The organism is Eudoraea sp. (assembly GCF_049665975.1).
Classification (GTDB): Bacteria; Bacteroidota; Bacteroidia; order Flavobacteriales; family Flavobacteriaceae; genus Eudoraea.
Window position 1 is genome coordinate 1 of sequence record NZ_JBATGR010000001.1, and the last position, 25,652, is coordinate 25,652.

Genomic DNA, 25,652 nt, shown 5'->3' on the forward strand with positions numbered 1-25,652 from the left:
TTTAAATACCAGATTCTTTACCTGCTCTGCGTCCTCTTTTCCAAACTTGTCTGACATAAACTGATTTGAAAAAGGATTGTATTTCCTTATTTGGACTTCTAGTGTTACCGGATCTAATTTAAAATAACCCAACCCATTATATCTGTTATCCTTTCGATCGGCATAAAAACCAACACAAATAAGATTACCATTTCTAAGAATTGGCTTTAGAGCTTCAGAGTATTTCCCAGGTCCGTCAAAACTTTGTGTAATGGCGCCTTGTTTTGTCAGCATAATAAGTTCATACTGAAATTTACGCTCTAAGGCAGTAAATCTTTTCTTTTTAAAATAGGCCTTTCCAATTATGTATGCGCGCTCCAGATTTGGAGAGACTACTATATTTTCGAAAGCATAATTCTTATCCTCTATTTCTTTAGAAAAATCCTGTTCGAATATTTTTTTAAGCGAAGCGTTAAATAAGTAAATATTGTGTTTATTTATCTTTCCCTTCTTAAAATGCGTGCTAATTATAAATGCACTTTTATCATCGTTAAATAATGCAGTCGTGGTAAAACCAGATGAAAAATTTCTGTTGTAAAAATTGCGATCATATGGTTGTTTTACCTGGTCTGACTTAATTGAGAGTAATTTCTCTACAGTAAAATTAAAATTGGATATTGGACTGCGGTGAACTATGTAATCATATGACATAGTTTCCAAATTATAATCCAAAAACAGTAAATATAATTGTCCGTTTCTTAAGTAGCCCTCAATAAGATCAAGACCTTTTAATTTATAATTATACTCTGAAACAAGCTCAAGATCCTTATTATAATGCTCTATAAAATAACCCTTAGGTTTCAGAATCATTCCCGTATAGTAGGATCTAACCAAAATAGTCCCGCCTGTTCCATCCTCAGAAATGGAAACTAAATTGGAATACTTATATCTGTCGTCATACTTTTCTCCAAAATCATAGGAAATAGGCATTTTTTGCGCGTAGGTAAGGCCAGCAGTAAAAACCGCAAAAAACAATATAAAACGAATTTTCATGATAGATAAAGAATTTTAAGCGCATCAGGTTCCGGGAAATTCTGCTTTTCTTTTTTCTAAAAAGGCAGTAGTGCCTTCTCTAAAATCAGCTGTGCCAAAACAGCTTCCAAATGCATTTATCTCGGTTTCAAACCCTTTCGCATTATTCTTAAAACCCGCATTTACCGCTTTTATTGCATAAGAAATTGCAACAGGTGAGTTATTCGTTATCTTACTTGCTATTTTAATACATAGTGGTAAAAGTTCTTCCTGAGGAACCACATAATTTACGAGGCCGTATGATAAAGCTTTTTCTGCATTTATCATTCCGGCTGTCAGTATGAGTTCCATCGCCCTGCCTTTTCCAATTAACTGGGGTAATCGTTGCGTTCCTCCATAACCTGGAATCACCCCAAGAGAAACTTCAGGCAGGCCCATTTTGGCATTATCACTGGCAATTCTGAAATGACAGGCCATGGCTAACTCCAGTCCGCCACCAAGCGCAAAACCGTTTATAGCTGCAATGACCGGTGTAGACAAGTTTTCTATCAGGTTAAAAATAGCCTTCTGTCCTTTTGCCGCAAGTTCTTTACCTTCCTTTATTGAATAATCTGCAAATTCTGAAATATCCGCCCCGGCTACAAAGGCCTTTTCACCATTTCCCGTGAGTATAATTGCGCGTATCTTTTTGTCCTTGTCCAGAGTCTTAAATGCCTTACTTAGATCCTTGATTGTTGCTCTGTTCAATGCATTTAATTTTTTTGGTCTGTTGATAATAACTGTTGCCAGACTACTATTAAGCTCTATCAGAATATTTTCAAAGTTCATTTGTAGTTATTTTTTTAATTTTTTGCTTCTTTTGGAAACATAACGGTGAATACGGTACCCTTTCCAGGTTGTGAAGTAAAATTAATACTCCCGTTATAGGTTTCAACAATATTCTTCACCATGCCAAGTCCTAAGCCCATGCCACTGGATTTAGTAGTAAACTTGGGCTCAAACACTTTATCTTTAAAGCCATCCTGAATTCCAATACCGTTGTCTGCGACTGATATTTTTACTTTATCTCCATGTGAAACTACTGAAACTAGTATTCTTGGTGATTCTACTTCCGGAACTGCTTGTATGGCATTCTTCACCAAATTCGTAATTACACGTATCAATTGTGTGCGGTCTAACTTGGCAATTAATTCCTCTTCATCTGCAATAAAATGTATGTATTTCTCATTAAAAATGTCCAACGCCAGTTTAACTATTTTTACCACATTTAAATTTTCATTCTGCTGAGCGGGCATTTCGGCAAAGTTTGAAAAAGCAGAAGCAATGCTGCTCATTGTATCTATTTGTTGTATCAAAGTCCTGGAATATTCCGTTACTTTAGTTTGTACTTCTGGATCCTCCGGATTAAATTTTCTTTCAAAACTTTGAACACTTAAGCGCATAGGAGTTAGGGGGTTTTTAATTTCATGAGCTACTTGCTTGGCCATCTCGCGCCAAGCCTGTTCCCTTTCATTCCGCGCCAATTTTGCGGCGCTTATTTCTAATTCATCAATCATATCATTGTATGAATTAATGAGTTTTCCTATTTCGTGTCCCGGATTTTCAATAAGGATTTTTTCATTTCTTCTCGTTAGGTCGGTCTGCGTAATCTTATCAGAAATGGTTTGTAAAGAACGGGTTATGTATTTTGAAATAAAATATGCCAGGATAATAGCAATAAGTAACATAAACAGATATACAACACCCAGACGCAAAAGGAATTCCTTGAGTTCCATATCGTTAAATGAGTTATCCTGAAAATATGGAAGGTTTAATATACCAATTGGTTTAAATTTATCGTCAGTTATATAAGTATATGAAGCCTGATATTTATCCCCCGCAGCAGTATCGTCGAGAACATAACGCTTATCCACGGTATTTGATAACATATTAATTATTTCTGATCCCAGGTGAAGAGATATGGAATCATTTCTGAATCTGGGTTTTGAACTCTTGATTAAATTCCCCTTGAGGTCATAAATATTGAAATTAACGTTTTGGACATCAGCAATCCGGTAAATTTCATCTTTAAAAATCAGCGCCAAATTTTCTGTAGTTACAGGATAAGTGGTTTCCTGTAACGTATAAGATATGCTCTGTTTTATCTGACCTTCCTTCCGCTCCAAACGGACCTGGTGATAATCTTTAGATTGTTCCCTATATTGGTATATGGTAACCCCGGCTATTAATACCGATGCCATTACCACCAGTAAAATCATAGCGACAAAAATTCGGGATCTAAGGGATAACTTTCTAAGCAAGGACTCCTGATTTGAGTTTAAAGATAGCAATAATCAAGCCAAAGCCTCCTATCAAATTCCCCAAATAAAAGAGGTTTACGCATTGGGATTCCTATCTCTAATTCTCTTATACAATCGTATACCAAGCATCAGAAGAATTCCAAGGACAATAATCCCCAATACCCCAAATATCCAACTGAAAGTACCCTTTAAAATAACTAAAAAAGTAACCGCAAACAGTATCACAGTGGCACCTTCGTTCCAAATACGCATAAAATTGGAAGTATACTTTATTTCATCACGCTGTAATTGAAGGTATATTAAATGTGTTTTCCAGTGATAAGCAATTAGTAATACTACAAAGAACAACTTAATAAGCATCCATGGTTGATCTAACCAGGCTGGTATTAACAATAACAACCAGATAGCAAATATTGTACATAAAACAGCCGAAGGCCATGTAATTATATACCATAACCGTTTTGTCATCAGTTTAAGTTGATCAGAAAGTATTTCTTTATCGGGCGAGGGTTTATCGGTTGCTTCAATATGATAAATGAACAATCTGGGTATATAAAATAAGCCGGCAAACCATGTTACAACAAATATTAGATGCAGTGCTTTTATATAATTATAGTATTCCCCCATTATTTTTTATATCTGATTGCACCTATACCGGCCTCCCATAATTTCTTATTAAAATCCGGAAGTTCTTTCGCCAAAAATTCATTTCCTCTCATTTTTAATTGCTCCCATTCTTTGTCTAATTCATTTTTACGAGACCTGGATGAAGTATTAACTCTTGGTATTGCGCTGTTAGTTTCACCTATTAGAAATAAGTACTCTGCTGTAAATTTATTTGGAAAGTTTTCCACATCGTCATATGCCTGAGATTTGCGTTGAATCATATCCTCATCCCACGCGTTCAATTTGTCATAGAGTATCGTACCAGCCTCCTTAAGAACATTATCCTGAAGGTCATCTATGACGCCTTTAAGTTGCGTTTTAGCACTAAAAAGTGTATTTACCATCAAATGCATTTGAGTAACCTTTTGCTCCATTTCCGTCATAAATGCATCGTAATCGGCATATTGGCCCTGCTTAGTTTCGAATCCAGGTGTTTCAATAATTTTTGCTGTGGTACTTACGCTTTTATCTCCTAATTGTAATTTTAAAGTATAGCTTCCGGGCGGCACTTTATGCCCCCTAAAATTGGCTTCAATATATACATCAGGGATACCCGGAATAATCGGATAACCCATGTCCCAGACAAATCTGTTTAACCCTTCTTCTTTTGAAAGAACAGGGGCCGGAGGCGGACCACCACCGTTGTGCTTTTTATAATTTGGATCTCTTTCGGAACTTATCTTGCGAATTAGCTTTCCCTTTTCATTTAGTATTTCCAGAGAAATTTCCGTAGAATCAGTGATCTTGGGCAATTCATAATACAGTACTACCCCATTAGCAGGGTTTACTCCGGAAAAAGGATGTGTTCCATCAAATTTATCCGAATTCTCATTTAATGGGCTTCGCCAGGAACCATTGTATGCAGCCTCAGGCTGCATAATTTTTAAATCTCCATTTTGAGCTTTGTATTGGGCAAGTGCGCCTAGGTCATCTAAAATCCAAAAAGATCTTCCTGAAGTTGCTACAATCAAATCGCCCTGATGCACCTTCAGATCCGTAATGGGTGTAACTGGTAAATTTAGCTGAAACGACTCCCATAAGACTCCACCATTCCAGGAAATATAGATTCCCTTTTCGGTGCCGGCATAAAGAAGGTTCTTACGCGAAGCATCTTCGCGAACAACCCTGGTAAAGGAACCGTAAGGTATGCCAGAACTAATATTTGTCCAGCTTTTACCATAATCTGTGGTTTTGTATAAAGCAGGAGTGTAATCATTAAACTTATATCGGGTTGTGGCAATATAAGCAGTCGCCGGGTCATGTGGAGAAACTTCAATAGCATTAACCAAACATTCCTTTAGCCCCTTGGGAGTTACATTTTCCCAGGTATCCCCACCATCCTTTGTTAAATGAACAAGGCCATCATCACTCCCTGTCCATAGCACTCCCTTCTCATGGGGTGATTCTATAATATGAGCTATTGTGCCATAATTTTCAGCCCCTACTGCCTCAACGGTATAAGGACCTCCACCTTTACCTTGTTTCTCATCGATGTTACGTGTTAGGTCTGGAGAAATTTCTTCCCAATTAATCCCTTTATCCCTGGTTCGCAGAACCAATTGGGCACAATGATAAAAAGTGTCGGGTTCATGTTGAGATTTTATTATAGGTGCACTCCAGTTATATAGGTATTTCATATCCCGGGCAGCTCTGCCTAAATACTGAATAGGAGCCGCCATTATTTTTGTTTCTGACTTGGTATCCATATCAAGTATTTCGATAGTACCCAAATAATTGCCTCCCATAACATACCTGGGATTATCCGGGTCAAATGCAAGAAAAGCACTTTCGCCACCCGCAGCATAAGTCCAATCGCGTTCAGAAATTTCCCCCCGCCCTAGTGAAAGACTGGCAATCTTTACAGAGGAATTGTCTTGTTGCCCACCATAGATGTTATACGGGAAAAGCCTATCGGTGTTTATACGGTAGATTTGAGCAGTGGGCATAATATCCTGGGTAGACCATGTTTTACCATTATTATAAGTGATTGCAGCGCCACCGTCATCGGCTACAACCATGTTTTTTGAATTGTCGGGATTAATCCAGAGGTCATGGTAATCACCATGAGTTCCTGTTATCAATTCCCATGATTTTCCCCCATCAATTGATCTGAATGCAGAAGCACTCATAACATATACAGTATTTTCATCATTAGGATCCGGAAACACTTCAATATAGTACCAGGCTCGTTGCACCAATCGGTTATCGCCACTTACCATGTTCCAGGAAATTCCGGCATTCTCAGACACAAACAATCCTCCTTTATCCTGCTCAGAATCACTTTCAATTAGTGCATAGACTTTATTAGAATTGGCCGGGCTTACTGCGATAGCCATCTTACCTTTTTCTTTTGGCAGACCTTCATGTAATTCGAACCAACTTTCTCCTCCATCAACAGATTTATATAACCCACTTCCAGGCCCTCCGCTGATAACAATATTTGGTTTCCTTTGATGATGCCACATTGCGGCGTAAAGCACCTCCGGTGTACTGGCATCCATTGAGAGTTCTGAACATCCTGTAAGTGTGTTTACAAATAATACTTTTTGCCAGGTATCTCCACCATCAATAGATTTGTAAATACCCCGTTCATCATTAGGGGCATAAAGTGCTCCCTGAGCGGCTACATATACAATATCCGGATTGTTAGGATGAATAACAATCCGTGAGATATGCTGAGTTTTACTCAGCCCCATCTTTCTCCACGTTTTTCCTGCATCTGTAGATTTATATACTCCATCTCCATACGAAGTCATAACACCTCTTGGTGCGTGTTCACCCATACCACAGTAAACAACATTTGGGTCAGAAGCTGAGACAGCAACTGCACCTACAGAACCAGTTTCAAAAAAGCCGTCAGAAATATTCTCCCAACGTTGACCCGCATCGGAAGTCTTCCAAAGACCGCCTCCTGTAGTACCCATATAATAAGTTAAAGGATCTCCTATAACTCCAACTGAAGTAACAGATCTACCTCCACGAAAAGGACCAATATTTCGATACTTAAGCGGTTTAAAATAAGTTTCTGAATCTTGAGCAAGACCCAGGCTAACAACAAATACAAGAACAAGCGGTATATATATATTCTTAATCATTTTGGTATGGTATTTCTTATGAGTATCTAATCTTCTATAAATAAGTAATTCAGGTTTAAATCATTAAACGCCTTATTAAATTCTTCGATTTCCTTATCAACCATTGTATCAAAAGCTTTGAGTTGTGATTTGATCTTAGCGGTCAATTCGTTTTTTACAGCAATATCCTGCTCAGTTGGTGGAAAATCATCTAAGGAGACCAAACTATTCAAATGTGCCAATTTATTCGTAAGCCTAATTGGAAAATTTAAAGGATCCTGTCCGCTTCTATTTTTCGTTTGATATAATGCCTTTTCAATCTCTTCAAAACCGTTTTTCATTTCCTTGGCTTTTTCTACTAAATCCTTTGTTGTTGAATTCCCCTTATACTGTTTCGTAAAAGCATCTAACTGGGATGTAATCTTTCGAATTTTTTTTATGGATTGATGTGCATTATCAACTGTTAAATTTATATCGCTTACAAAATCGTATTGCTTTTGCATATCAGCCACAGAAACTTCTGCTCTGGGGTCAGGCAAAATAGTAAAGGTTTCGGATATGTCCGTGCCATTTCGGTTCAAATAAACCTTATAAGATCCTGGAACTGCCTTTGCCCCATCCAAATTGGCCCACCATAAAATCATACCATCCAGTTTTTCGGCTCCTTTACCTCGTGTATCCCAAACATGAGTATTTCCTTCTTTTTTAACTTTTAACTTTTTGTCCTTTTTATCACTATAAGTACTAAAATTAGCCAGAGTATCGCCCGACATGGACATGTAAGTTAGCGCAATACTATCTTTCTTATCCCAGTCTTTCAGGTAAAATTGAGTCACTACGCCCCCAGGATGGTTTTGCCCTTCTGTTTTGGAAGGTTTAGTTGCTGCCCGCCCTTTGGTCCTGTATGCGCTTTTTGGCTTATAAAGTATAGTGGCGGCATTTTTTTTCGCCGTATTAAGTTGATGTAGTACCGTAAGGTCGTCTATAATCCATAGACTTCGCCCCTGGGTTGCTACAATAAGATTATCATCCTTGATAGTAAGATCCGTGACAGGAACTATGGGTAAATTAAGTTGAAATGCCTGCCAGTTTTGCCCGTCATTAAAACTAATATACATCCCCGTTTCTGTTCCCGCATATAGGAGACCCTTTCTTTTTGGATCTTCCCTAAGTACCCGAGTAAAGTGCTCTTTATTTATACCGTTCGTTATTTTTGTCCATGTTTTTCCAAAATCAATAGTTTTATACAAATACGGTTCAAAGTCGCCCAACTTATAACGTGTAGCCGCTACATAACAAGTTCCTTCATCAAAAGCCGAAGGCTCAATACTGTTTATCATACTCCATTCGGGCATGCCGGAAGGTGTGACATTTTCCCAACTTTCACCTCCATTGCGGGATAAATGAATAAGTCCGTCATCACTTCCCACCCAAAGCAAACCTTCTTTCAATGGGCTTTCGTTTGCTGCAAAAATGGTGCAATAATACTCAACTCCGGTATTGTCCTGTGTAATTGGCCCCCCGCTTGAAAGAAGTTTATCCGGATCATTTCTGGTTAAATCCCCACTTAAAAGTTTCCAGCTCTGTCCCTCATTCTCACTAAGATGTACGTGATTGGAAAAGGTGTATAGTTTCTTTGGATTATGTTTACTAAAAATAATAGGGAAATTCCATTGAAAGCGGTATTTCATTCCTTCGGCACCATAACCCATTGGATTGTCTGGCCAAACATTCACTCCACGAACGGTTCCGGTTTTGTGATTCACCCTTGTTAAAAAACCACCGTAGCTTCCACCGTAAACAATATCATTATTTGAAGGGTCTACGGCAATGTGTGCGGATTCACCCCCGGCGGTTTCTTCCCAATCATCATCACTAATACTTCCACCATCACTGCGATGTTCAATACGGATTGTTGAATTATCCTGTTGTGCTGCATAGATTCGAAATGGAAAATTGTTATCAGTGGTAACCCTGTAAAACTGAGCTGTTGGTTGATTGTAATAAGTACTCCACGTTTCACCTCCATCATAAGAAATCTGAGCTCCACCATCATCCCCAATAATCATGCGTTTTGAGTTTTCAGGTGCTATCCATAAGTCGTGATGATCTCCATGTGGTGCATTGAAGGTGTTAAAAGACTTGCCACCGTCTGTAGATTTATGGTAACGTACATTTAAAACATATACAACATCTTCGTCTTCTGTATCGGCATACAATCTGGTATAATACCAAGCCCTTTGTCTTAACTTTCTTTCACTGTTAACCTGTGTCCATTTTTTACCCCCGTCTTCACTTCTATAAAGACCTCCTTTTTCCTTTTGTTCAACAATAGCCCAAACGCGTTCAGAGTTTTTAGGTGATACCGTAACTCCAATAATTCCCAAGGTATCCGTTGGGAACCCTTCGTTTTTTGAAATTTCACTCCAGGTTTCTCCGCTATCTGTACTTTTCCATAAGGCAGAGCCATCCCCGCCGCTACTTAAGCTATAAGGTGTCCTTTTGGCCCTCCATGTAGAAGCAAACAATATTCGTGGATTGTTAGGATCCATTACCAGGTCAACCGCACCTGCCTGCTCATTTACAAAAAGGGTGTTACGCCATGTAATGCCCCCATCGATGCTCTTGTAAATACCACGGTCCCGAGTTGGTTTATAAATATTCCCCAATACTGCAGCATACACTATATCAGGGTTATTTGGATGAATTCGGATACGTGGAACGTGTCTGCTTTTTTCCAGACCTACAGACTTCCAGGTTTTACCTGCGTCCTCTGTTTTCCAGAGACCATAACCGGAAGAGACATTTCCCCGTAAAGTTTTTTCCCCACCGCCAACATAAATTACATTAGGATCACTTTTAGCTACTTCCACTGCGCCTATACTGCCTCCAAAAAATCCGTCTGAAATATTTTCCCAACTCCTGCCACCATCTGTTGTTTTCCAAACACCTCCTCCGGTTGAGCCAAAATAAAACAGATTTGGCTCCCCAGGCACCCCCGTAACTGCCGCAGATCTCCCACCACGAAATGGGCCTACCAATCTATATTCAAGGCTTGAGTATAGCGCTTCGGGGTATTCAATTTGTGTATTGGTGTTATTACGTTTTTTTTGAGCTTTTACAAAGGAAATGAATAGGAGAGCAGCCAAAAGAATTAGGCCGGTCTTTGCCGATATGATCTTCATATTAATTTTATTTCAATTAGTCTGGCTAAATGTAGGGAAAATGTAGGGAATTGAAAATGAAATTTTAGAACATATTCCGTTTTGGTTAAACTTCATAAGTTTACCAGAAATATATTAAAAGCTTACTATTTACAGGTGATTTGAATATTTTATGCAGAAATATTCGCTAATTTTAGCCAACAGTAATCTTTCTGATAGATTGAAGGTTTATAGGCAAGTTAAATTGGCATCAATACCGTGGAAAGCAGGAGAATAATAAAAAACAATAAAATTTTAGATAATAGTTAATGATATTAGAAAAGAGAATACCATTAAAATATTGGTTCAAAGAAATAAAATGGGATCTGCTTATTGTAAGTGTGTTTTCGGTAATTATTTATTCCGTAAAACTTTTTATCAATAACCTGGATATACCTTTAGGTATTGGTACATTTTTAGGAACAGCCATTGCTTTGTTATTATCTTTTAAGCTATCACAATCCTATGACCGTTGGTGGGAAGCCCGAAAAATTTGGGGGGCTATTGTCAATGATTCAAGAACTTTAGTGATTCAACTAAAACAGTTCATAAAAGAGTCTGATAATAGTATTTTGAAAACTATGGCTTATCGACAAATTGCATGGTGTTATGCACTTGGGCATCATTTGCGAAAGCAGGATGTGCTGGGAATTTTGGAAGGCTTCCTTTCTAAGGATGAAATAATATTTATAAAGCACAAAAAACATGTCCCTCTGACTTTACTTAACAAACATGGGCAAAATGTAAGAACCCTCCATATCGAAAAATCACTCAATGACTTCCAGCAAATTCAGATAGATACCACAATTTTGAAACTTACAGAATCAATGGGCATGGCTGAGCGAATAAAAAATACGGTGTTTCCCAGGACTTATAGAAATGTGTTACACTTTTTTATCTATATCTTTTTGTTATTGCTGTCTTTGGCACTTGAAAATGTCTATGGGTTTTTGGAGATCCCGTTATTAATTTTCATTTCCATACCTTTTTTTATGCTTGAAAAAATTGCATTTGTCATTCAGGACCCTTTCGAAAATAAACCGACAGATACCGCCATGACAAGCATTGCACGTGCTATTGAGATAAATATAAAAGAACTTCTAGGAGAAAAAGAATTACCTGATCCTCTAAAGAATAACGGTTTTTATATTATGTAAATGATTTCTAATTCTGTTGTGAAATGTAAATCTTATGTTTTTATATCTGCATAAAAAGTTAGCCCAACCATTGAATTGTTCTAACAATTTTCTTAGTCAAAAGTATATATTCCTTGTAATTTTTGTCATACAATTTGTTCTTTCAGGCTGTAAAGGAAAACCCGGTTCAGAAGGTGTAGTAACCATAGCAAAAATATACCGCACTTCACTCGACCAATCCCAGTTATTAAATGAGGTCACAATTAAAAAGAGTGATATTTCTGCAACCACTTCTGTTAAATCGACAATTACCATCGACCCTTCTACCTCCTATCAGATTATGGATGGTTTTGGATATACGCTTACTGGTGGTAGTGCATTGCATTTACAAAAGATGTCTGCCCTCTCCAGAGGCAAGATCTTAGAAGAACTATTTGGCAAAGGTGAAAAAAGTATTGGAGTGAGTTATTTAAGAGTAAGCATTGGTGCTTCGGACCTGGACGAATATCCCTGGTCCTACAACGACCTCCCCTTAGGTAAATCTGATCCTGATCTGGAACATTTTTCAATGGCCTACGATACCTTGTATCTGATACCAACTTTAAAGGAAATACTTAAAATATCGCCCAGAATAAAAATTATGGGTTCACCCTGGTCACCCCCGCCATGGATGAAGGATAATAAAGATACGCGTGGTGGCAGCCTGATAAAAGAATACTATCCTGCTTACGCTAATTATTTTGTAAAATATATAAAAGCCATGGATGCCGAAGGCATCCCAATTGATGCTATTACCGTCCAAAATGAACCTTTGCACCCTGGCAATAATCCAAGCCTGTTAATGCTAGCCAAGGATCAGGGTGAATTTGTAAAAAATCATTTGGGCCCTGCTTTTAAAGAAAACGGAATTGAAACTAAAATTATCCTTTATGACCACAATGCCGACAGGCCAGACTATCCTATTTCTATTCTTGATGATTCAATTGCGGCGCAATATGTAGATGGCTCGGCATTTCATTTTTACGGGGGCACTATTGACGCCCTTTCCAAAGTCCATAATGCCCATCCTGATAAACATCTCTATTTTACTGAACAATGGATTGGTGCTCCTGGCAATTTTGAGGAGAATCTTAGTTGGCATATAGAAAATCTTATTATTGGGGCACCCAGGAATTGGAGTCGAAATGTATTACAATGGAATCTTGCAGCTGATGAAAATCAACAACCTCATACAGATCGAGGTGGCTGTACCCGCTGTCTTGGAGCTATTACCATAAAAGGTGATAGTATCATAAGAAACCCGGCCTACTATATTATTGCCCATGCTTCAAAATTTGTACCTCCAGGTTCTGTTAGAATAGATTCTAACCAGGAAGAGAAACTGCTTAATGTTGCCTATAGCACTCCAGAAAATAAAACAGTCGTGATTTTGCAAAATAAGAATAATGAGACTATTACTGTTGAGCTCAATAAAGAAGAGGAAAAGTTACAAATAGAGTTAGAAGGAAAAGATATAGCCACTTTAGTCTGGGAATAGTTTACAAAAATTTATGGTTACAAAATAGCAATACGGAGAATCAGACTAGTGATTTTTTTACCTCTTTTCTTAGATAAAAGCCGGTAACCAAAGTTGATAAAACATCTGCAATGGGAAAGGAAATCCAGACACCCAATTCACCTAAATAATATGGTAAAGTCAGTATTAAAGGAATAAAAAAGAAGCCTTGCCGGGTTAAAGTAAGGAGCAAAGCCGGAACCGCTTTTCCAATGGCTTGAAAATATGCGGCCCCTATAAGTTGTATTGCAATAATTGGTGTTGCCGCAAAAACCAATCGCATTGCAAAAGGAGTATGTTCCAAAACAAAGGCATTTGTTGCCCTTTCCAGGGCCGGCATATTTGGTTTATCACTTAAAAATAAAGATGTGATCTCAGCAGGAAAAATCATAAGAACTACAAAGACCAGGGTAGCTACAAAAGCTGCATATATAATAGCTGTTTTAATTGACTCCTTTACCCTATCATATTTTTGCGCCCCATAATTATAACCCGCAATAGGAAGGAATCCTTGGGTAACTCCAAATACAGGGAAGAGGGCAAACATCAGCATTCTTCCTATAATGGCATATACGGCCACCATAGGTTCTCCTCCGAGGGCAAACAAAATATTGTTCATAAGCAAATAGGTGATACTTGTTACCGCCTGTCGCGAGAGGGTTACAAATCCCAGACTTCCTATTTCTCGTAAAATATCTCTATCCAATCCAAAATGAGACCAATTTATTTTTAATTCAGAGTTTTTTGATCGGAAAAAATAAAAAATGTAAGCAAAACACATAAGGTACCCTACTGTAGTTGCCCAGGCAGCCCCTGCCATTCCCCAATCAAAGACATAAATGAATATGTAATCTAATACAAGATTCCCTATTGATGGAATAATCATGGCAATCATGGCAAACTTAGGTTTCCCTTCAGCGCGAATAACCGTATTGCCCATCATACAAAGAGCCAAAAAAGGCACTCCGTATAAGACTATGGTATAGTAAATTTTTGCCGGAGCAAATATGGCCCCTTTGCCCCCAAATGCAGGAATTAAACCATCAACATAGTAAAGGCCTAAGACCACCATAGAAATGGTGACCAACAAAGTTAGTGTAATCTGATTTCCAAAGGTCTTTAGTGCCTTCGCTTTATGATCTGCACCAAGAGCACGAGAAATAATACTGCTTCCCCCAATCCCGATTGCCATTCCCAATGCTGCAATAAAAAAAGAAACTGGCAGAACTACATTAATGGCTGCTATGGCAATAGAACCAATCCAGTTGCCCACGAATATAGTATCTACTAATATATTGAGCGACATCACAAGAATCCCTATTGAAGCTGGTACTGCTTGTCTAATAAGAAGTTTCCCAATGGGTTCAGTCCCTAATTGATCTGCGGAGACATTCGCCATTATTGTGCAATGATTATGAAATTAAACATATACTGTTAGATGATTTCACCCTTTACAAGTCCGATGACAAATGAACAAAGCGCATTAAACCGGAAGAGTTTCATTTTTATGCCAATTATTTATCCATTCCGCCATAAGGGCTACCCATGAATCACTCTCATTTAGGCATGGAATATGAATATAATCTTCACCGCCCGCTTCAATGAATTGTTCTTTGCCCTCCATGGCAATTTCTTCAAGAGTCTCGAGACAATCACTTACAAAAGCAGGTGTAATCACAGCCAGTTTATTAATCCCGGCTTTTGCGAGACGTTCAAATTCAAAATCTGTATAAGGTTTTAACCATGGGTCTCCGGCGAGTCGTGATTGAAAAGAAGTACTCACTTTATCTTCGGCCAGATTTAATTCTGTCTTTACCAATTCTGTGGTATCATAACACTGATGTCTATAGCAAGTATTGTGTGCAACCGAGTTTATTTGACAACAACTCCCATCTATTTTGCAATGGAATTTCGTTGGGTCAGACTTTCTGATGTGCCGCTCAGGAATACCGTGATATGAAAATAATATATGATCATAATCAAAGTTCTTTAGTCCCTTTAAAATTCGTTCAGAAAGTACTTTTATGTAATCCGGATTTTTATAAAACGCGGGTAAGGTGGTAATTTTTATATCCGGAAAATTTGCCTGTTGTTCCTGCATAGTTTTAACAACAACAGTCTCATAGGAAGACATGGCATAGTGAGGGTAAAGCGGTACCAGTAATATTTCACTCACTCCTTTGTCCTTTAATTCCTTTAATGCGTTCTTAATACTCATTGAGCCATAGCGCATCCCCAGGGCAACTGGAAGGTCTGTATGCTGCTGGACTTTAGATGCAAAGCGTTCTGAAATCACTATTAAAGGAGATCCTTCTTTCCACCATATCTTAGCATATGCTTTTGCCGATTTCTTTGGGCGAGTTTGCAAAATAATTCCGCGAACCAATAGGTTTCGCAACCAATTTGGAACATCAATTACACGCTCATCCATCAAAAATTCATCCAGATATGGTTTTACTTCTTTTGCAGTAGGACCATCCGGAGATCCTAAGTTCACTAGTAATACACCCTTCATAATTCTTTTTTAAGCTATTTTTTTTAACAACACAAAAATACTACTTGGAATGAAACTCCGTTAAATTAAGACGAATACTTTTCTGATGACCATATAAGTAATCCCTATGGAGCTAACCACTCCTAGCGGATATTTATTCAAAATTACTTGGAAATTAGAAAATATTCCAACCTCCGTAAAATTACATGAGGCCCCAAACAAACCAAAAATAATGCGCTTAACCTATGTAATCATTTGTCTTGTTTTATCGCTGATGGGCTATTCCCAATCAGAAAAAAGTTTACTCTGGGAAATATCTGGTAACGGCTTAGAAAAATCTTCCTATTTATATGGTACAATGCACGTTAGTAAAAAAATCGCCTTCCGATTAGACGATGTTTTTTATGAAGCCCTGGATAGTAGTGAAATAGTCGCTCTCGAATCTGATCCTGAAACCTGGCTGGAAAGTGAAGAACGTTTTGGTTCAAGTTCTCAGAAAGAAGGATATGGTTTCACCACCAAAGGATTTTACACACATTCCTTTGCTTTGCAACATCCGCGAAAAAAAGACCTGGCTTCTTACCTGGCATTTGAAGAAAGGTTAGTTAATAGTATCCTTTACAGGACTAATGAGTATTCGCAAAATTTTGAGGAGGACACCTATTTGGATATGTTCATCTATCAGGCAGGAAGTCGGTTTAACAAACCTATCCTTGCATTAGAGAAACTGGAAGAATCAGCAGCACTGGTAGGAAGGGCCAGCCTGAATTCCATGAAAATGAAACCAGATGAATGGCTTCAAAAAAGGATGCAGCAACAAGACCTGATGTTTTTAATGCAGGATGCATATAGAGAACGTAATTTAAATTTATTAGACTCCATTGATAAAGCGATGTATACGGATCATTATCTAAAAAACATGCTCTATATCCGTAATGAGAACATGGCGAGAAGTTTAGATTCTGCTATGCAAAAAGCTAAAGTTTTTGCAGGAATTGGGGCTGCTCATTTACCCGGGACGCACGGGGTAATTGCGCTATTACAAGAAAAAGGATATGTTGTACAACCGCTTGTTTCTGAAGCTACCGAAAAAGGTCAAAAACTTAAAGACAAATTCGTTAAGAAAATAAGAGAACATTCTTATAACACTTTTGGGCCTGATGATAATTTCTTTACCATTTCACTCCCTAATAAATTATATCCAATATCCGAAAGAATTACTACAGTTTATGTTTCACCAGATTTGGCAAATGGAAGTTATTTAATGGTAAACAGGATCCCCACATATGCCAGTTTGAAAGCGGGAGGAGACTACACCATAGAGGATATCGAACAATTATTATTTGAAAATATCCCAGGAACGATATTAAGTAAAACACCTATTATCAACAAGAAATATAAAGGCTTGGATATTAGAAACAAATTAAAGAATGGTGATCATCAGAGATACCAAATTTACATAACCCCACTGGAGATACTTATTTTTAAAATGGGTGGAGAAGGTGATTACGTCATTAATTATTCTGATATAATATTTAATAGCCTCAAGTTTAAAGCCCCTAATGAAGGAAGCAAACTCATTTCTTCAGATTACAAGGACTTTGAGATATCCATGCCAGGGCTACATAAATTTACAAATGCATCAAGAGGTGGTAGTCGCAACATTGAAGGATATGACCCGGCAACCAATTCGTATTATTTCCTTAAAAAGACCACCCTAAACGATCTTAATTTTATTGAGGAAGACACTTTTGAACTTAAACAAATTCAAAAACGAATATACCAGGACCTTAAGCTTAAACCAAAATACAATTCTTTTGAAAATAAATCTCTTACTTCCAAAGCTGTTTGGGATTCAGTAACTGGTCAGAATTTACACCTGAAAACAGTTATAAAAAGGGGAGATTATTATTTGCTAGGTGTCCGTACTACAAAGGAAATAAACGCAAAAAACTTCTTTAATTCCTTTAAAATCAGAGAAGTATCATATCCCGAAATATTCAAAAAGGTGGTGGATACTGCTATGCATTTTAGTACGGTTACATCTGTAGAACCTCCAAAATTTGTTGAAAACAGCAATTACAAATCAAGTAATAAGAACAAAGCAAAGGCTTATAGTCCCTATTCTAAAAAGTCAATTTATCAAAACAAAAATAATGAAGCAATTGAGATAGAGATAACAAAATCTCATGACTATCTCACCTTTTCCAATATCGATTCTATTTGGGCTTTACGGAAAAAACAATATTCTGATAAAAAGTTTACTATTCAAAATGAAAAAACTAAAACGTCAGATGATGGTAGCCACGAATTACAATTTGTGATCACCGATACTGCGAGTACCAGGGGTATTCTAATTAAGAATATTATCCGGGGTGGATTATTTTACCAGTTAAAGTCAGTAGTCGACACAATTTCAGAGCCCAGTCCTTTTATAAGTGCCTTTTTTGATAATTTTAAACCGGAAGGCGAGCCAATAGGCAGGGATCTTCTTGAAGATAAAACAGCAGATTTCTTTGCCGCACTCAGGCAAAATGACAGTATAGTAATAAAAGGCTACAGATATCTTTTGTTTGATGAACGCCATATAGATTCACTAACCTACTATATTGCACAATTCTCCTTTGATGAGGATAAAAAGCATATACAATCTTACCTCATAAAGAAATTAGGTGAATTGCAACATCATAAGGTTATTCCATTTATGAAGGATTTATATGCCAAATCATATAATAATTCCAGTGCACAAATTAAAATTTTGCAGTCCATTGCAAGGAAAAAAACTGAAGCCTCCGCAAGTCTGTTGCTAGATCTTATGTCACAAGATTTGCCTCTTGTATCTAATACTGCGGAGATAAAGAATATTTTTAAACCATTTGAAGATAGTTTGGAATTAGCAAAGAGATTATATCCAGAGTTGCTAGAATACAGTTCTATAACAGAATATAAAGCGCCTATTTTTTCACTTCTTGCACAGCTAAAAAGAGAAGATCTGGTGAAACCTGCCTACTATAAAAAATATAGGGGTCAGCTTTTAAATGATGCTAAAATCCTCTTAAAAAGGCATCTGGGTGAACAAAACAGCAATCAATTAAAAACAAGGCAGGCAAACTATACCAGGCTCCGGAATAATAAGATCTTAGAAGATTATGTTGTTTTACTATATCCTTTCGCCGGAGAAAGAGAAATGGGTCAATTTTTTAATCGTCTCCTTTTAGTAAAAGATCCACAAATTAGAAGCACCTATGTAGCGCAGCTTGCATTAGATGGGAAAAGTATACCAGCGGCAGTGATCAATTCTATGGCTTATGATATTAATAGCAGGCTTGTGTTGTATACCAAGTTAATTCGTCAAGGAAAATCCGATATTTTTCCACATCAATACAGTTCTGAACAATCCCTGGCAGAAGCCCTAATATATAAGGACAGAAGGTTTGACAGTAATAAAGATAAGGTTATACAACTAGGTCAGAGATCTATCATTTATAAGAATAATCCTTATACCGCATATTATTTTAAGACACAAAATAGCCAGGATTATCATAAGAATTTTAAAGTCCATATTGTAGTATTTGCAGATGATACCCCCTTCAATTCAGTTCCATATTATATTAATGATGGATTGCGGATGGCGGATACGGATACTGAGGAGGAGGCAATGAACTTTGTTACTGAAACCTTTATATTAAAAGATCGGAAAAGGGCTATTGCCTACAGGCCAAACCAGTATCGTGGTTATGGAAGTTTTGGCTTCTAAATTGTACTTTTGCTTTATATGCAAATAGACATGAAATTAATTTCTTCTCTTTTTTTCTTTTTATTATCTCTAACAATTAGTGCCCAAAAGCTTATTTGTTCAGATCAAGACAAAAAAGCATTTGATGATAAGATTAGAGAAATTCAAAATTTAAAACAATCAGATTTTGGCGATACGATGATCTTGGTTGGTCAAACATTTCTTGGAACCCCATATGTAGCCAAAACACTCGAAATAGGAGAATCTGAATCTTTAGTTATTAATTTGCAGGGGATGGACTGTACTACCTATGTTGAGAATGTTTTGGCCTTTAGCACTTTATTAATGAAGGATAAAATGAATTTTGATTCCTTCGCCAGTACTCTTGAATACATCCGATATAAGGATGGTAAATTAGATGGTTATGCTTCCCGATTACACTATTTTTCTGAGTGGATAGTTAACAACGTACAGAAAAAACTGTTGGAAGATGTAACTGCAGAAATAGGGGGTCTGGAAATAAAGAAAGACATTAATTTTATGAGTACACACAGGGATTTGTATCCCTTTTTGGAGGACGAAGAAAATTTCAAAAAAATTAAAGCTTCAGAAAACTACCTTAACAACCAATCTATTTGCATTTTGCCCCAGGACCAGATTGAGGCCAACGAAAATCAAATAATAAATGGCGATATTATTGCGCTAACTACCTCTATTACCGGTCTTGATATCACCCATACGGGAATTGCCATTAGAGAAAAAGATGGCCGTATTCACTTGCTGCATGCTTCTTCTTCAGGAAAGGTGGAAGTTTCTGAATTGCCCTTAGTAGACTATTTGAAAAAGATTAAAAAGAATACAGGGATAATGGTGGCCAGGCCATTATAAAAAATGTGGCTCTGAACTCTTGTGGCGCAGCTCTTTAATTGAGGTTATTTATTAATATATTCTTTGTAGATTGCTATGGGTACTAAACCCGTCCATCCACAAAAATCTTTTTTAGCAGGCATTCCATAAGAAATTAGATCCGGAGCATAATTCTCCCAAAAAGTATGGGTAGCTTCAAAAACTTCAGCAACAGCAGCATATGTTTTCGTAGCCAGATTTTGGGCCAATTCGTGTTTCCCATTAGCTGACAAGCCCTTTAACACCATATAGGAAGTAGGAGCCCAAACGCCTCCAAGCCAATAATCGCCCCAACCTTTATAATCTGGGTCATCGGCAGAAAGAGCCGGTAATGGTGTTTTTCTGTAAAATTCGTCTGGATTTGTTAAGTGAGCCAGAAAACGATCCATATGTTTTTCGGGCACCAGTTCACCTAACAGCGTCCAATACATCCCAATATGCTTTCTTTTTATTTGTTTTTCAAATCCCAGGTCATAATAAAAAGCATCTTCATCACTCCAGCATAAAGAATTCAAAGCATCTTTAACCTCAGCATGAAAATCTTCGTAAAATTGAATGTCATCTGTTGCTCCAATCTCATTTGCAATAAATTTGAGTTGCAGGGCATACATAGCCATCTGTGCTGTAAAATCAACCAATCTGCCTTCATCATTCCACACGCCTTGAAGAGTGTTTACATACTCCCTGATAAATGAATTTAAGCGTTCATCACCCGTCGAACCGCTCATCTTTCCTAACTTTTCCCCGAGCTCATGATGTGTCATCCCATTTCCTTTATCCGTAGTCCATCCCCTTGGGAATCTGGGAATATTGTCCATCCCCATACCTAAAGTGTCTCCCCAAAATAGTTTGTCCTCACCCTGATAGGTATTTACGTGAAATTCAAAGTTCTTTTTTAATATTGGATAGGCTTTTTGTAATCGGGCGACATCTTTCTTCAGCCCGTAAATTTCAGTTTCCGCAAAAGCCAATAAAGGCGGGTTGATTGAAACTGGGTGGTCCTTTGACCAAAGGGGTCGACCATCCTTACGATACTCCCTGCAGATAAACCCATCTTCTTCAATTCGCCCATAAAAATTATCAAGGGCCTGATATACCGGTAGCTCATCAAGATGGTATTTTGCGAAAGCTACTATAAAACAGGTATCCCAGAGAAAAATATTATCAGAAAAAGCTGCATCTACAAAGGGCTTTTTAAAAAAAGGTTCAGAATCTCCTCCACGAACTTTAGATTTAGTTATTTCCAAAGCCTTGTCGTACATCCGTTCAGACAATTCTTGAGTCACTTCAAAAGAGCAGTCTACTGCAGTCAGCTTCATAGTTTCCTTTTGACCCACTTTATTGTCAGTACAGGCAGTGGGTACAGTGGCAGCTATAGCCGCAAACCCTATGGTATTATTAAACTTTCTTCGATCCATAACTATTCAATAAAATGATAAATGGGTTCTTCAAAAGAATGTTCATTTTCTCCCCAGGCAATAATTTATTCCTCCTATTAAGTGTTTCTGAAAATCGATTTCATCAAATGATTCCTTGGTATGGCCTCCGCCAGTATAAAAAACACGACCTCCATCAAATTCCTGAAACCATGCAATAGGATGGTTATCTCCGTTTGTTCCTCCTTCATATGAAGTTTCATCCAGGTAGATTAGCACCTCCATAGCCGGATTTATATTTTTATAGTTATACCACTCATCGTTGCGTACCCAGGTATCTTTTAAATGGGCAGTTGACAAATGTTCCTTGTTCACGACATTCATTTTGGCCTCTCTGACATTGGGGTCATTTGGATGGCTGGTAAAATATGCGCCTACTAACTTACCATACCATGGCCAGTCATATTCAGTATCGCTGGCCGCGTGTATTCCCATGTAATTGCCGCCATTATTAATATAATTTTTAAAAGCCTGCTCCTGTTCCGGACCCAAAACATCCAAAGTTGTACTTAGGAAAAGAACTAAATCATATTTTTTTAAGTTGTTGTCATTAAATTGCAATGAATCTTCTGTTTGTGTAATTGCAAAACGGTTTTCTTTCCCTAATTTTTTTAGGGTTTCCACACCTTTTTCAATAGACTTGTGCCTATAACCCATGGTTTTTGTAAAAACCAAAATTTGAGCCATTTCTTCTTTTATGACTTCAATATTTTCTTCTTGCATTTGAGGCTGAGAAGATCCTGAAAATGAGATGCAAAAAAGCAAAAAGGCAGTAAATTTTCCGAGTGTTTTCATAAGTATCTTTTATAGTTTATTAAATATCGAGAAATCTTCTTAATGATACTACTAATTATTCAATGACATTAAATATTTTTTTGGAGTAGTCCCGAATTTCTTTTTAAAAGAGGCAATAAAATGACTGGAAGTACTATATCCTATCCTATGCCCTACTTCATTTACATTATACTCCCCAGATTCAAGCATTTTACGTGCGAAATCCATTTTATAGTCAAACAAAAAACTAAATACCGGTTCTCCATATACTTGTTTAAAACCCTCCTTTAGTTTTTTAAGTGAGAGGCCAATCTCTTCCGATAACTGCGTTAGAGTAGGCGGTTCTGCCATACGGCTTATCATGATTTCTTTAGCCTGTTTTATTCGTTTTATATTATCCTCATCCACCAAAAAGGGGCATTGTTCTAAATCTGCATCTTCACTTTTGTTGAAATACAATGAGATTAATTCATATACTTTGGCTTTAACATAAAGTGCCTTAATGGAAGGATGGAGATTATAATTTATTATTTGGCTAAGTATAATTGCAATTGCAGGAGTAACACCTTCCTGGGAATAGTATTTTTTTTCCTTATTATCATCACTCAAAAAAGGAATATAGTCCGCTTCTTTTGAAAATAGAGAATGAAATCTTCTTATGGTCATTATTACTGATACCATCCATGACATGGGATTAAGTTCCAAATTTAATGGGAGGTCTAACTGTGTATTATACAACAATAAAGAATTCTCTTCGGAAACCTCCAGGGCATAATGACCATCATTAAAAATAAATTTTCCATTGCCTTTTAAACAAAAGTGGAATTGAATAAAGCTACTATCAATATCACGGGTAACTTTTTGAACCTCAGGGCCTTCGTTTTGAATCTTTAATACATAAAAATCATCATCAATCAAGACTTCGGAAAAAGAACCTTGAGCGATATTTTTGGAATCTGTTTGATGTGAATTCATAAACATTCTATTTAGAAACATTCTAAATAGAATGTTTGCTAACAGCTGTTAAGACCATAAAAGTAAAGGTTTTTTGTATATTTTCGATGAAATTGCGATAAAAAAACTTGAAACGATATATATTGTACCTCCAGCGTTATTTTTATTAAGTTGATGCTACTATTTTTGTGAGCTATATGGAAAATATATGAAGAGGTATCATATCTCCAAACACAATTCTTTTTATACAGTTGGTCTAAGTTATAAAAATGCAGACGCAGTAGTAAGAGGAAAATTTAGCCTGGACCAGGATGCAGCCGATGCGCTTTTAACGGAAGCTAAGGCCATAGGCGTTGATGGTCTTCTTGTTACTTCTACATGTAATCGGACAGAATTGCACGGATTTGCGCAGCACCCATTTCAGTTAATTAAACTACTTTGTGATCATTCTAAGGGAACAGTTGAAGAATTTCAGGAAGTGGCTTATGTTTTAAAAAATTATGAAGCCATTAACCATTTGTTTTTTGTAGGCAGTGGGTTAGACAGCCAGATCTTGGGCGACTTTGAAATTATTAGTCAATTAAAAAGTAGTTTTTCCCGCTCCAAAAAACACGATCTTACTAATCACTTTTTGGAACGCCTGGTTAATTCTGTTATTCAGGCCAGTAAGCGAATTAAAAATGAAACGGAAATCTCAACGGGGGCTACCTCAGTGGCATTTGCGTCTGTTCAGTACATTCTAAAAAATGTTGCCAATATTGCAGAAAAGAATATTTTACTTTTTGGTACGGGCAAAATAGGAAGAAACACTTGTGAAAACCTTATTAAACATACAAATCACTCTCATATAACCCTTATTAACCGAACTAAGGATAAGGCCGAAAAAATTGCTGGAAAGTTTAATCTTGTTGTAAAGGATCATGGAGATTTGCAAACAGAAATTCGTAAGACAGATGTTCTGATTGTGGCTACCGGAGCAAATTCCCCCACTATCTCTAAAGAACTAATTTATACTAACAAACCACTTTTGATCCTGGATTTATCCATTCCTAAAAATGTGGCAGATAATGTATTGGAATTAAAAGATGTTTCTGTATTACACCTGGATCATCTATCGCAAATAACAGATGAAACCCTTGAACGCAGAAAACAATATATTCCTCAAGCAGAATCCATTATAGATGAAGTGAAATTAGATTTTAGTCAGTGGCTGGAAACCAGAAAATTTGCCCCGGTTATAAAAGCCCTTAAAAAGAAACTAAAATCAATGAAAGAAGAAGAACTGGATTTTCAGTCTAAAAAACTCACTGATTTTAATTCAGAACATGCAGATATTATATCGGAAAGAATCATTCAGAAGATAACTAAACAATTCGCTAATCATTTAAAGGAGTCTGAGAATGATGCCGATGACAGTTTACAACTTATACAAAAGGTCTTTCAACTAGAATTAAACTCCCAATGAATAAGGTCATTCGTATTGGCACCCGCGATAGTGAACTTGCACTATGGCAGGCAAATGACGTAAAGAAAAAACTTGATAAGCTGGGACATTCCACACAATTAATCCCAGTAAAATCAGATGGGGATCTGGAGTTAGATCAACCGCTTTATACCATGGGCATTACAGGAATTTTTACAAAAACTTTGGATGTGGCAATGCTTACAGATAAAATTGATATTGCTGTACATTCAATGAAAGATGTGCCCACCATTTTACCAAAAGGCATTGTACAGGGCGCTGTTATGAAACGTGCAAACCACAAGGACATATTGGTACATAAAGGTCTGGATTTTCTAAATGCTGAAGGAATTATTGCTACTGGCAGTTTAAGAAGAAAAGCACAATGGTTACAACGTTATCCCCTTCATGAGGTTGTTGATTTAAGAGGAAATGTAAACACCCGATTGAAAAAACTTTATGATAATTCATGGGATGCAGCAATTTTTGCTGCTGCTGGACTAGAACGTTTAAATAAACTTCCTGAAAACCATACTGAACTACAATGGATGGTACCAGCACCTGCGCAAGGTGTTATGATGATTGCAGCCAAAAAGGAAGATCAGTTTTGTACAGAGGCACTTGCCCCTTTAAATCATGAAACCACAGAAATCTGTACACAGGTTGAACGCGAGTTTTTAAAGGAATTAGAAGGCGGCTGTACAGCACCAATAGGGGCTTTGGCTACTATTGAAAACAATTTATTACATTTTAAAGGTATATTACTATCTCTTGATGGGCAACGAACAGCAAGCATTGATAAAAAAATCAGACTGGCAGATGCAATAGATTTTGGTAAAGCCTGCGCACAAGAGGTCTTATTTGATGGAGGGAAGAAATTGATGCGAGACATAAAAATCCAAATAAACCAATGAAAAATGTCCTCTCTACAAAACACCTCACTTC

Annotated in this window: 17 protein-coding genes; 6 read left to right on the top strand and 11 right to left on the bottom strand. The window is 37.2% G+C overall.

The window, feature by feature from the left end:
* From WBN20_RS00005 to WBN20_RS00030, 6 genes are all read right to left on the bottom strand, one after another.
* The coding region (locus WBN20_RS00005) for a hypothetical protein (RefSeq protein WP_424280253.1) at window positions 1-1,032 on the bottom strand (1,032 nt) is incomplete at its 3' end.
* 24 nt (window positions 1,033-1,056) lie between these two features.
* Entirely contained in the window at window positions 1,057-1,839 is a 783-nt protein-coding gene (locus tag WBN20_RS00010; protein WP_424280254.1) for an enoyl-CoA hydratase/isomerase family protein, read from the bottom strand.
* A 14-nt stretch (window positions 1,840-1,853) separates the two neighbouring features.
* The gene (locus WBN20_RS00015) at window positions 1,854-3,269 is read right to left on the bottom strand and encodes an ATP-binding protein (protein WP_424280255.1); all 1,416 of its coding nucleotides are present in this window, start codon (window positions 3,267-3,269) and stop codon (window positions 1,854-1,856) included.
* 117 nt (window positions 3,270-3,386) lie between these two features.
* Window positions 3,387-3,938: a CopD family protein gene (locus WBN20_RS00020; RefSeq protein ID WP_424274037.1), complete on the bottom strand. Its 552-nt coding sequence runs from the start codon at window positions 3,936-3,938 to the stop codon at window positions 3,387-3,389.
* Window positions 3,938-7,072 carry a WD40/YVTN/BNR-like repeat-containing protein gene (locus WBN20_RS00025; protein WP_424280256.1) on the bottom strand — a complete coding sequence of 1,045 codons (3,135 nt, stop codon included), beginning with the start codon at window positions 7,070-7,072 and terminating at the stop codon, window positions 3,938-3,940. The genes WBN20_RS00020 and WBN20_RS00025 overlap by 1 nt, the downstream gene beginning before the upstream one ends.
* Window positions 7,073-7,098: 26 nt before the next feature.
* Window positions 7,099-10,236: a WD40/YVTN/BNR-like repeat-containing protein gene (locus tag WBN20_RS00030; RefSeq protein ID WP_424280257.1), complete on the bottom strand. Its 3,138-nt coding sequence runs from the start codon at window positions 10,234-10,236 to the stop codon at window positions 7,099-7,101.
* Window positions 10,237-10,523: 287 nt separating this feature from the next.
* Here WBN20_RS00030 and WBN20_RS00035 point away from each other — a divergent pair, with 287 nt between their 5' ends.
* A complete protein-coding gene (locus tag WBN20_RS00035; RefSeq protein WP_424280258.1) occupies window positions 10,524-11,411 on the top strand; it encodes a bestrophin family protein in 888 nt (295 codons plus the stop codon).
* Between the two features lie 34 nt (window positions 11,412-11,445).
* Window positions 11,446-12,927 (top strand): glycoside hydrolase family 30 protein, encoded by a 1,482-nt coding sequence (locus tag WBN20_RS00040; protein WP_424280259.1) that lies wholly within the window; start codon window positions 11,446-11,448, stop codon window positions 12,925-12,927.
* Between the two features lie 40 nt (window positions 12,928-12,967).
* Here the strand turns inward: WBN20_RS00040 and WBN20_RS00045 are convergent, their stop codons facing one another.
* Window positions 12,968-14,344: an MATE family efflux transporter gene (locus WBN20_RS00045; protein ID WP_424271689.1), complete on the bottom strand. Its 1,377-nt coding sequence runs from the start codon at window positions 14,342-14,344 to the stop codon at window positions 12,968-12,970.
* 84 nt (window positions 14,345-14,428) lie between these two features.
* Complete coding sequence (hemH, locus tag WBN20_RS00050) at window positions 14,429-15,460, bottom strand: ferrochelatase (protein ID WP_424271688.1); 1,032 nt, start codon at window positions 15,458-15,460, stop codon at window positions 14,429-14,431.
* A gap of 211 nt (window positions 15,461-15,671) precedes the next feature.
* Here hemH and WBN20_RS00055 point away from each other — a divergent pair, with 211 nt between their 5' ends.
* Both WBN20_RS00055 and WBN20_RS00060 read left to right on the top strand, forming a co-directional pair.
* Complete coding sequence (locus WBN20_RS00055) at window positions 15,672-19,196, top strand: TraB/GumN family protein (protein WP_424280260.1); 3,525 nt, start codon at window positions 15,672-15,674, stop codon at window positions 19,194-19,196.
* A 30-nt stretch (window positions 19,197-19,226) separates the two neighbouring features.
* The gene (locus WBN20_RS00060) at window positions 19,227-20,063 is read left to right on the top strand and encodes an N-acetylmuramoyl-L-alanine amidase-like domain-containing protein (protein ID WP_424280261.1); all 837 of its coding nucleotides are present in this window, start codon (window positions 19,227-19,229) and stop codon (window positions 20,061-20,063) included.
* Window positions 20,064-20,107: 44 nt separating this feature from the next.
* Here WBN20_RS00060 and WBN20_RS00065 read toward each other — a convergent pair whose 3' ends face one another.
* Genes WBN20_RS00065 through WBN20_RS00075 form a run of 3 tightly spaced genes read right to left on the bottom strand, consistent with a single transcriptional unit; the run spans window position 20,108 to window position 23,266 of the window.
* A complete protein-coding gene (locus WBN20_RS00065) occupies window positions 20,108-21,499 on the bottom strand; it encodes an MGH1-like glycoside hydrolase domain-containing protein (RefSeq protein WP_424280262.1) in 1,392 nt (463 codons plus the stop codon).
* Window positions 21,500-21,541: 42 nt separating this feature from the next.
* Window positions 21,542-22,312: a ThuA domain-containing protein gene (locus WBN20_RS00070; RefSeq protein WP_424280263.1), complete on the bottom strand. Its 771-nt coding sequence runs from the start codon at window positions 22,310-22,312 to the stop codon at window positions 21,542-21,544.
* Window positions 22,313-22,363: 51 nt separating this feature from the next.
* Window positions 22,364-23,266 carry a helix-turn-helix transcriptional regulator gene (locus WBN20_RS00075; RefSeq protein ID WP_424280264.1) on the bottom strand — a complete coding sequence of 301 codons (903 nt, stop codon included), beginning with the start codon at window positions 23,264-23,266 and terminating at the stop codon, window positions 22,364-22,366.
* A 187-nt stretch (window positions 23,267-23,453) separates the two neighbouring features.
* On the opposite strand from WBN20_RS00075, the gene hemA reads away from it, so the two are divergent.
* Window positions 23,454-24,710 (top strand): glutamyl-tRNA reductase, encoded by a 1,257-nt coding sequence (hemA, locus tag WBN20_RS00080; protein ID WP_424274047.1) that lies wholly within the window; start codon window positions 23,454-23,456, stop codon window positions 24,708-24,710.
* Complete coding sequence (gene hemC / locus WBN20_RS00085) at window positions 24,707-25,621, top strand: hydroxymethylbilane synthase (protein WP_424280265.1); 915 nt, start codon at window positions 24,707-24,709, stop codon at window positions 25,619-25,621. The genes hemA and hemC overlap by 4 nt, the downstream gene beginning before the upstream one ends.
* Window positions 25,622-25,652 lie beyond the last annotated feature (31 nt).

What these genes read in the sequence shown, in the direction of transcription:
- WBN20_RS00035 (WP_424280258.1), top strand. Translation starts at nt 10,524, where the DNA reads ATGATATTAGAAAAGAGAATACCATTAAAATATTGGTTCAAAGAAATA.
- WBN20_RS00025 (WP_424280256.1), bottom strand. Translation starts at nt 7,072, where the DNA reads ATGATTAAGAATATATATATACCGCTTGTTCTTGTATTTGTTGTTAGC.
- WBN20_RS00075 (WP_424280264.1), bottom strand. Translation starts at nt 23,266, where the DNA reads ATGAATTCACATCAAACAGATTCCAAAAATATCGCTCAAGGTTCTTTT.
- WBN20_RS00015 (WP_424280255.1), bottom strand. Translation starts at nt 3,269, where the DNA reads ATGATTTTACTGGTGGTAATGGCATCGGTATTAATAGCCGGGGTTACC.
- hemH (WP_424271688.1), bottom strand. Translation starts at nt 15,460, where the DNA reads ATGAAGGGTGTATTACTAGTGAACTTAGGATCTCCGGATGGTCCTACT.
- WBN20_RS00020 (WP_424274037.1), bottom strand. Translation starts at nt 3,938, where the DNA reads ATGGGGGAATACTATAATTATATAAAAGCACTGCATCTAATATTTGTT.
- WBN20_RS00040 (WP_424280259.1), top strand. Translation starts at nt 11,446, where the DNA reads ATGTTTTTATATCTGCATAAAAAGTTAGCCCAACCATTGAATTGTTCT.
- WBN20_RS00060 (WP_424280261.1), top strand. Translation starts at nt 19,227, where the DNA reads ATGAAATTAATTTCTTCTCTTTTTTTCTTTTTATTATCTCTAACAATT.
- WBN20_RS00010 (WP_424280254.1), bottom strand. Translation starts at nt 1,839, where the DNA reads ATGAACTTTGAAAATATTCTGATAGAGCTTAATAGTAGTCTGGCAACA.
- WBN20_RS00065 (WP_424280262.1), bottom strand. Translation starts at nt 21,499, where the DNA reads ATGGATCGAAGAAAGTTTAATAATACCATAGGGTTTGCGGCTATAGCT.
- WBN20_RS00055 (WP_424280260.1), top strand. Translation starts at nt 15,672, where the DNA reads ATGCGCTTAACCTATGTAATCATTTGTCTTGTTTTATCGCTGATGGGC.
- WBN20_RS00070 (WP_424280263.1), bottom strand. Translation starts at nt 22,312, where the DNA reads ATGAAAACACTCGGAAAATTTACTGCCTTTTTGCTTTTTTGCATCTCA.
- hemA (WP_424274047.1), top strand. Translation starts at nt 23,454, where the DNA reads ATGAAGAGGTATCATATCTCCAAACACAATTCTTTTTATACAGTTGGT.
- hemC (WP_424280265.1), top strand. Translation starts at nt 24,707, where the DNA reads ATGAATAAGGTCATTCGTATTGGCACCCGCGATAGTGAACTTGCACTA.
- WBN20_RS00045 (WP_424271689.1), bottom strand. Translation starts at nt 14,344, where the DNA reads ATGGCGAATGTCTCCGCAGATCAATTAGGGACTGAACCCATTGGGAAA.
- WBN20_RS00030 (WP_424280257.1), bottom strand. Translation starts at nt 10,236, where the DNA reads ATGAAGATCATATCGGCAAAGACCGGCCTAATTCTTTTGGCTGCTCTC.